The sequence below is a fragment of the Fundidesulfovibrio sp. genome, from assembly GCF_058402725.1.
In genome coordinates, this window is record NZ_JBZVFJ010000024.1 from 25,016 (window position 1) to 31,453 (window position 6,438).

Consider the following 6,438-nt stretch of genomic DNA (forward strand, 5'->3'; position numbering starts at 1 on the left):
CTTGCTTGAGCGAAGCCATGAACACCACCCTGCACCAATACCTCACCGCCAACCTGGAGACCATGGCCTCCCTCAAGGAGCCCGTGGCCACCTGGCTGGCAAAGAGCGTCGCGGACATCGAAGGCGCGCTCGGGCGCATCTTCGTCAACCACATGGGCATCCTGGACTGGCGCATGGACGACGGCTCCGGGCTCATCGCCAAGTGCCCGCCCCTGCCCGCGCTCTACGACGACTGGCGCAGGCTGGAGAAGCCCGAGCGCGACGCCACGGTGATCGTGGGCGTCAACCTGGGCTACGGCCTGAACCACCTGCTCACCGGAACGCCCAATTCCCACAAGGTGCTGGTGATCGAGCCCCGCCCGGACATGCTCCTGGCCTGCCTCGGCCAGACCGACTACACGCCCTTCCTCAAGCTGGGCAAGCTGCGCTTCGTCATGCCCGGCCACGACCAGATCGAGCAGGCCCTCCAGCGCCTGGACATCAAGCTGATCTACGGCAACATCCATCTGCGCATCGACCTGCCCTCCCAGCAGATCGGCCCCGAATACGCCCAGCTCACGCACATCACCCGCGGCAAGCTGGAGAACTTCTCCGTGGAGCTGGCCACCCTGCGCCTGAAGCAGGAGGTAATGGTGGGCAACGAGCTCAAGAACTTCTCCCGCGCCATGAACGACGGCAGCCTCCTGCCGCTCAAGGACATGGCGAAGGGCGTCACGGCCGTGATCCTGGGCGCGGGGCCATCCCTGGCCGACATCGGCCCCCAGCTGGCCCAGAGGCCCGGACACGCCCTCTACGCCGCCGCGCTCCAGACCCTCCCGGCCCTGGAACGCGTGGGCCTCAAGCCCGACTTCTGCCTCGCCATCGACTTCCGTCCCGATATGCTGGCCCTCTACGACGGGCTCAAGGACGACAGCTGGCTCAAGGACCTGCCCCTCATCTACTCCACCAAGATGGACCCCCGGGTGGTGGACCGCTACCCCGGCCCGAGAATCCCCCTGTGGACCATGGGAGGGCTGGCCACCTACGTGTTCCCCGAACATGAGCTGGTGCTGGACGCCGGCGGCAACGTGGGCGTCACCCTGGCGCGCTTCCTGGCCTGGACCGGCGTCGGCCGCATCATCCTGGCCGGGCAGGATTTCGCCTGGCAGGCCGAACGCTCCCACGCCCCCGGCCACCACTCGCACGAAAACCGTTGCGACAACAGCCCCGCCTCCACCGTGGCTTTCACCAACATGCACGGCCAGCGCATCTACTCCAACGTGGGCTACCTCTCGGCCAAGCGCGACCTGGAAAAGGACCTTCGCAAGGCCCAGGCCCCCGTCTACAACATCTACGGCGGCGGCGCGGAGATCGAGGGCAGCCGCGTGGTGGACGTGGACGAGTGCCATGCCCGGGGCCTTCTGACCTCCGAACCCGGGGCCAAGGAACGCTTCCTCTGGAGCCTCAAGCGCGCCAACCAACCCCGCGTGCGCCCCGTCTACGAGCCGCGCTACAAAACCTGGAACAACTCCCTGCGCAACGCCACCCGGCAGCTGGAAAAATACTTCAAGAAGCCCGGAAAGCACCAGCAGGACATCCAGCAACTGCTCAACCGCGTCTACCACTTCCTCAAGCAGGACCCGCTCTACCTGCCCTATCTCTACAACGAGATCATGGACATGGCCGCCATGGTCCAGTGCCGCGAAAAGTACGCCCCAACGGACATGAAGGAATACCGCGACATCCTCAAACGCAGCCTGGACAAGGTGAAGGAGATGGACGCCGCCCTGGGGCCACAGGGGGTGGCGCGCAAGGAAGCCGCCGCCTGAAAGGACTGACGCGCCCGGACCCGGGACGCCTGGGCGATGGCTGTCCGCCTGGGCGATGGCCGACCGCCTGGGCGATGGCTGTCCGCATTGGCGATGGCTGTCCGCATTGGCGATGGCCGACCGCCTGGGCGATGGTCGACCGTCTGGGCGGTGGCCGACCGTCTGGGCGGTGGCCGACCGTCTGGGCGGTGGATGGCCGTCAGGGCGGTGGATGGCCCCCGGCCAAAGGGTTGTGCCCTTTGGAATCCCATGGGTCCAGCTTCGCTGACTTCACCGGGAAGGGCCGTGCTGCCGGTTTGCGGCCTCTGCCTGGGGAGGCATGGCTGATCGTCCAAGCTGTCCCCAGAGCCTCCCCGCGCAGAGGCGTTGAACCGTCCGTGCTCTCCCCGTGCAAGTTCCCTCGGCGTTTCGCGCCAGGCGCCGGGCACGCCCCCTCCCATCGGGACCGGATTTCTCTACATCTTCCCGGTATCGCAAACGAATCAGTTGATTTTGACACTCAAACTCGCTAGACCCGCTCCCAACAGGAGCCACTCATGGAGATTCTTTGCCTCAAAGAGCTGGCGTTGGGGTCCTACCGTTGCGGTCAGATGGCCGCCACCGTGCATCAGCTGGCCACCGTGCTCGGCAGGGCCGTGGACGCCAAGGACAAGCGCCTCTTCGAGCATTCCGCGCTCACCGCCGACCTGGCCACCGTGCTGGCCCTGGCTCACGGCCTCTCCAGCAAGCAGACGGACGTGCTGCACATCGCCGGCCACCTGCACGACATCGGCAAGATCGGGCTACCGGATTCCATCCTCTTCAAGCAGGGCAGCCTCGACGCGGCCGAATGGGAAGCGGTGCGCCGCCATCCGGCCACAGGCGCGGAAATCCTCGCGCCCATCGAGTTGTTCGCCGCACGCAACGGCGTGGCCGAACTGGTGCTCTCCCACCACGAGAGCTTCGACGGCGCAGGCTATCCGCGCGGGCTCATGGGTGCGGACATCCCCCTGGGCGGGCGCATCCTGGCCGTGGCCGACAGCATGGCCGCCATGCTGGAACACCGCGTCTACCGCCCGGCCCTTACGCTGGAACAGGCCCTGGAGGAGATAGAGCGCCATCGGGGCACGCGCTACGACCCGGAACTCTGCCGCTGCCTCTTCGACCACGAGAAGGCCATCGCCCAGGTGGTGGCCCGCCACTCCGCCGAAGACGCCCGCGCCCACGCCCTGCCGCCCTCAAGAGCCGATCGCGGCGCACACGGCGCGCGGGTGGCCTGAAAAGACGAGGGGGAGACGCCCTGCCCTCTCCTGCACGGCCGTCATGAGCAGGGGGGCCGGACGCCGAATCGTTTCCGTGGACATCCTGCGCGGCGCGACCGTGGCCTTCATGATCTTCGTCAACGATCCCGGCGACACCATGATGGGATGCCGCGTGCCGACGCACGCCCGCTGGCACGGCTGGACGGCCGTGGATGGCATCTTTCCGCTCTTCCAGGGCAAGGGCCTGCACTCCCGACTCTTCGACGGGCTGTCCGGCTGGTCGTCGGACCGGCGCGCGGCCTCGGTGCTCCGGCCGTGGCGTTGCGGAATGCCCTGCCGGTCTTCTTCGTGCTCCTGGATCGCCTCCGGCTCCGCACGCGCGCCTGAGGCAAGGCGCGGGATGCAGAAAGGCCGCCCCCGTCGCCGGGAGCGGCCCTTTGCCGATCATGTCCGGGAGGCCTCTCAGCCGCCGAAGGTGAGTCCCTCCTCCGAGGCGTCCACGGTGACGTCCTGCCCGTCGGCCACCTCGCCGCCGATGATCCGCTTGGCCAGGGGCGTCTCGATGTGCGCCTGGATGTAGCGGCGCAGCGGGCGCGCTCCGTAGACAGGGTCGTACGCCGCGTCGGCGATGGCGTCCTTGGCCCGGTCCGTCAGCTCGATGTTGATCTTGCGCTCCGCCAGCCGCGCGCGCAGGCCGCCCATCATCAGCTCCACGATCTGCCCGATCTGCTCCTTGAGCAACGGCTTGAAGAGCACCACCTCGTCCACGCGGTTCAGGAACTCGGGACGGAAGTGGCCGCGCAGGGTCTCCAGCACGCGGTCCTCGGTGCCCGGCCGGAACTGGCCGTCCTCCTGGATGCCGTCCAGCATGTACTGGGAGCCCAGGTTGGAGGTCATGATCACGATGGTGTTCTTGAAGTCCACCGTCTTGCCGTGGCTGTCCGTGAGCCTGCCGTCGTCCAGGATCTGGAGCAGCGTGTTGAACACGTCCGGGTGGGCCTTCTCGATCTCGTCGAAGAGCACCACCGAGTAGGGTTTGCGGCGCACGGCCTCGGTGAGCTGGCCGCCCTCGTCGTAGCCCACGTAGCCCGGGGGCGCTCCGATCAGGCGCGACACGGCGTGCTTCTCCATGTATTCGCTCATGTCCAGGCGCACGATGTTGTCTTCGGTGTCGAAGAGCGACTGGGCCAGGGTCTTGCACAGCTCGGTCTTGCCCACGCCCGTGGGGCCGAGGAAGATGAACGAGCCGATGGGCCGCTTGGGGTCCTTGAGCCCGGCGCGGGCGCGCAGCACCGCGTCGGCCACGGCCTCCACGGCCTGGTCCTGGCCCACCACGCGCCGGTGCAGCTCCTCGGGCAGGCGCAGAAGCTTCTCGCGCTCGGTCTCCAGGAGTCTGGACACCGGAATGCCCGTCCAGCGCGCGATCACCTGGGCCACGTCGTCGGGGCCGACTTCTTCGCGCAGCAGCCGCTGCCCGCCCGAGGCCGACTCGATCTCGGCCTCGCGCCGGGCCAGGTCGTTCTCCAGCTGGTTCAGCGTGCCGTACTTGAGCTGGGCGGCCTTGTTCATGTCGTATTCGCGCTCGGCCTTTTCCATCTCCAGCTTGGTGCGCTCGATCTCTTCCTTGATGTGGCGCAGCCCTTCGATGGACTGTTTCTCGCGGTCCCATTGGGTGAGCAGCACCGTCTGCTCTTCCTTCAGGCCCGCCAGCTCCTCGCGCAGCCTATCCAGGCGCTCCTTGGAGGCCTTGTCGGTCTCGCGGGTCAGGGCCGCCTGCTCGATCTCCAGCTGCATGATGCGCCGGTTGATGGCGTCCAGCTCCGAGGGCAGGGAGTCGATCTCCGTACGGATCATGGCTGCGGCCTCGTCGATGAGGTCGATGGCCTTGTCGGGCAACTGCCGGTCGGGCAGGTAGCGGGTGGAGAGCACGGCCGCCTCCACCAGGGCCGCGTCGGCTATGCGCACGCCGTGGTGCACCTCGAAGCGCTCGCGCAGGCCGCGCAGGATGGACACCGTGTCCTCCAGGGTGGGCTCGTCCACCAGCACGGGCTGGAAGCGGCGCTCCAGGGCCGGGTCCTTCTCGATGTACTTGCGGTACTCGTCGATGGTGGTGGCCCCGATGCAGTGCAGCTCGCCCCGGGCCAGCATGGGCTTGAGCAGGTTGCCCGCGTCCATGGCCCCCTCGGCCTTGCCCGCGCCCACGATGGTGTGCAGCTCGTCGATGAACAGGATGATCCTGCCCTCGCTGGACTGCACCTCCTTGAGCACGGCCTTCAGGCGCTCCTCGAACTCGCCCCGGTACTTGGCCCCGGCGATCAGCGCGCCCATGTCCAGGGCGAAGAGGGTCTTCTCCTTGAGGCCCTCGGGCACGTCCTTCTTGACGATGCGCTGGGCCAGGCCCTCCACGATGGCCGTCTTGCCCACGCCCGCCTCGCCGATGAGCACGGGGTTGTTCTTGGTGCGCCGCGAGAGGATGCGGATCACCCGGCGCACCTCCTCGTCGCGCCCGATCACGGGGTCGAGCTTGCCCTTCTGGGCCTCCTCCACCAGGTCGCGCCCGTACTTCTTCAGGGCCTCGTAGGTCTCCTCCGGGTTGGCCGAGGTGACGCGCTGCGTGCCGCGCACGTCGGTGAGCACCGAGAGGATCTTCTCCTTGGTGAGCCCGAACTGCGCGAACACCTTGCCCAGCGGCGTGGAGGGCGGCTCGCCCAGGAGCGTGAGGAACAGGTGCTCCACGGAAACGTAGTCGTCCTTCATGGACTTGGCCAGCTCCGAGGCCCCCACCAGCACCTCGTTGACGCGCTGCGTCACGTTGACCTGGCCCGGCTGCGCGCCCGGCCCGGACACCCTGGGCAGGCGTCCCAGGGTCTCCTCCAGGGCGCGCTCGAAAGCTCGCACATCGTAGCCCGCGCGCTCCAGCAGACGCGGCACGAGGCCCTGCTCCTGCTGGGCGAGCGCCAGCATCAGGTGCCCGGCGTCGATCTGCTGATGCCCCAGGCGCACCGCCACGGCCTGGGCCTGGCTCAGCGCCTCCTGGGATTTCTGCGTGAACTTGTTGATATCCATGATGTCTCCTTGAGGAGTCGTTTGATGTGTCGCGCGCCCCGGCGGCCCGAGCCCCGCCTCGTCACTCCGGGGCTCCGCCCCGGGCCCTGCCAGGGCTCCGCCCTTGACCCGCCGGGGGGAGCGCCTCCCCCCGGACCCCGGCGATTGCTTCGCGGGCTTCACCCACTGCATGATCGCCGTTCCGGGGTCCGTCTCCCGCCCCGCTCCGCGCGGCGGGAGACGGACCACAGGACAACCAGGAAAATTTCTCGAACAACTCTGGAAGCTGACTTCTCGAGTGGTTTCCGGGAACCCGCTCACAGCAGGCAATTGATCCCGAAATG

Annotated in this window: 3 protein-coding genes; 2 read left to right on the forward strand and 1 reads right to left on the reverse strand. The window is 67.8% G+C overall.

Translation table 11 applies throughout. From position 1 onward, the window contains the following. Positions 1-5 precede the first annotated feature (5 nt). Together ACV4UX_RS05255 and ACV4UX_RS05260 are read left to right on the forward strand one after the other, a co-directional pair. Positions 6-1,808 (forward strand): motility associated factor glycosyltransferase family protein, encoded by a 1,803-nt coding sequence (locus ACV4UX_RS05255; RefSeq protein ID WP_491592271.1) that lies wholly within the window; start codon positions 6-8, stop codon positions 1,806-1,808. Between the two features lie 536 nt (positions 1,809-2,344). Then, complete coding sequence (locus tag ACV4UX_RS05260) at positions 2,345-3,067, forward strand: HD-GYP domain-containing protein (protein ID WP_491592272.1); 723 nt, start codon at positions 2,345-2,347, stop codon at positions 3,065-3,067. A 444-nt stretch (positions 3,068-3,511) separates the two neighbouring features. Here the strand turns inward: ACV4UX_RS05260 and clpB are convergent, their stop codons facing one another. Continuing rightward, the gene (gene clpB / locus ACV4UX_RS05265; protein ID WP_491592273.1) at positions 3,512-6,115 is read right to left on the reverse strand and encodes an ATP-dependent chaperone ClpB; all 2,604 of its coding nucleotides are present in this window, start codon (positions 6,113-6,115) and stop codon (positions 3,512-3,514) included. Between the last annotated feature and the right edge of the window lie 323 nt (positions 6,116-6,438).

Bases quoted from the DNA above. Each gene is read 5' to 3' on its own strand.
- clpB (WP_491592273.1), bottom strand. From the start codon at position 6,115: ATGGATATCAACAAGTTCACGCAGAAATCCCAGGAGGCGCTGAGCCAG.
- ACV4UX_RS05260 (WP_491592272.1), top strand. From the start codon at position 2,345: ATGGAGATTCTTTGCCTCAAAGAGCTGGCGTTGGGGTCCTACCGTTGC.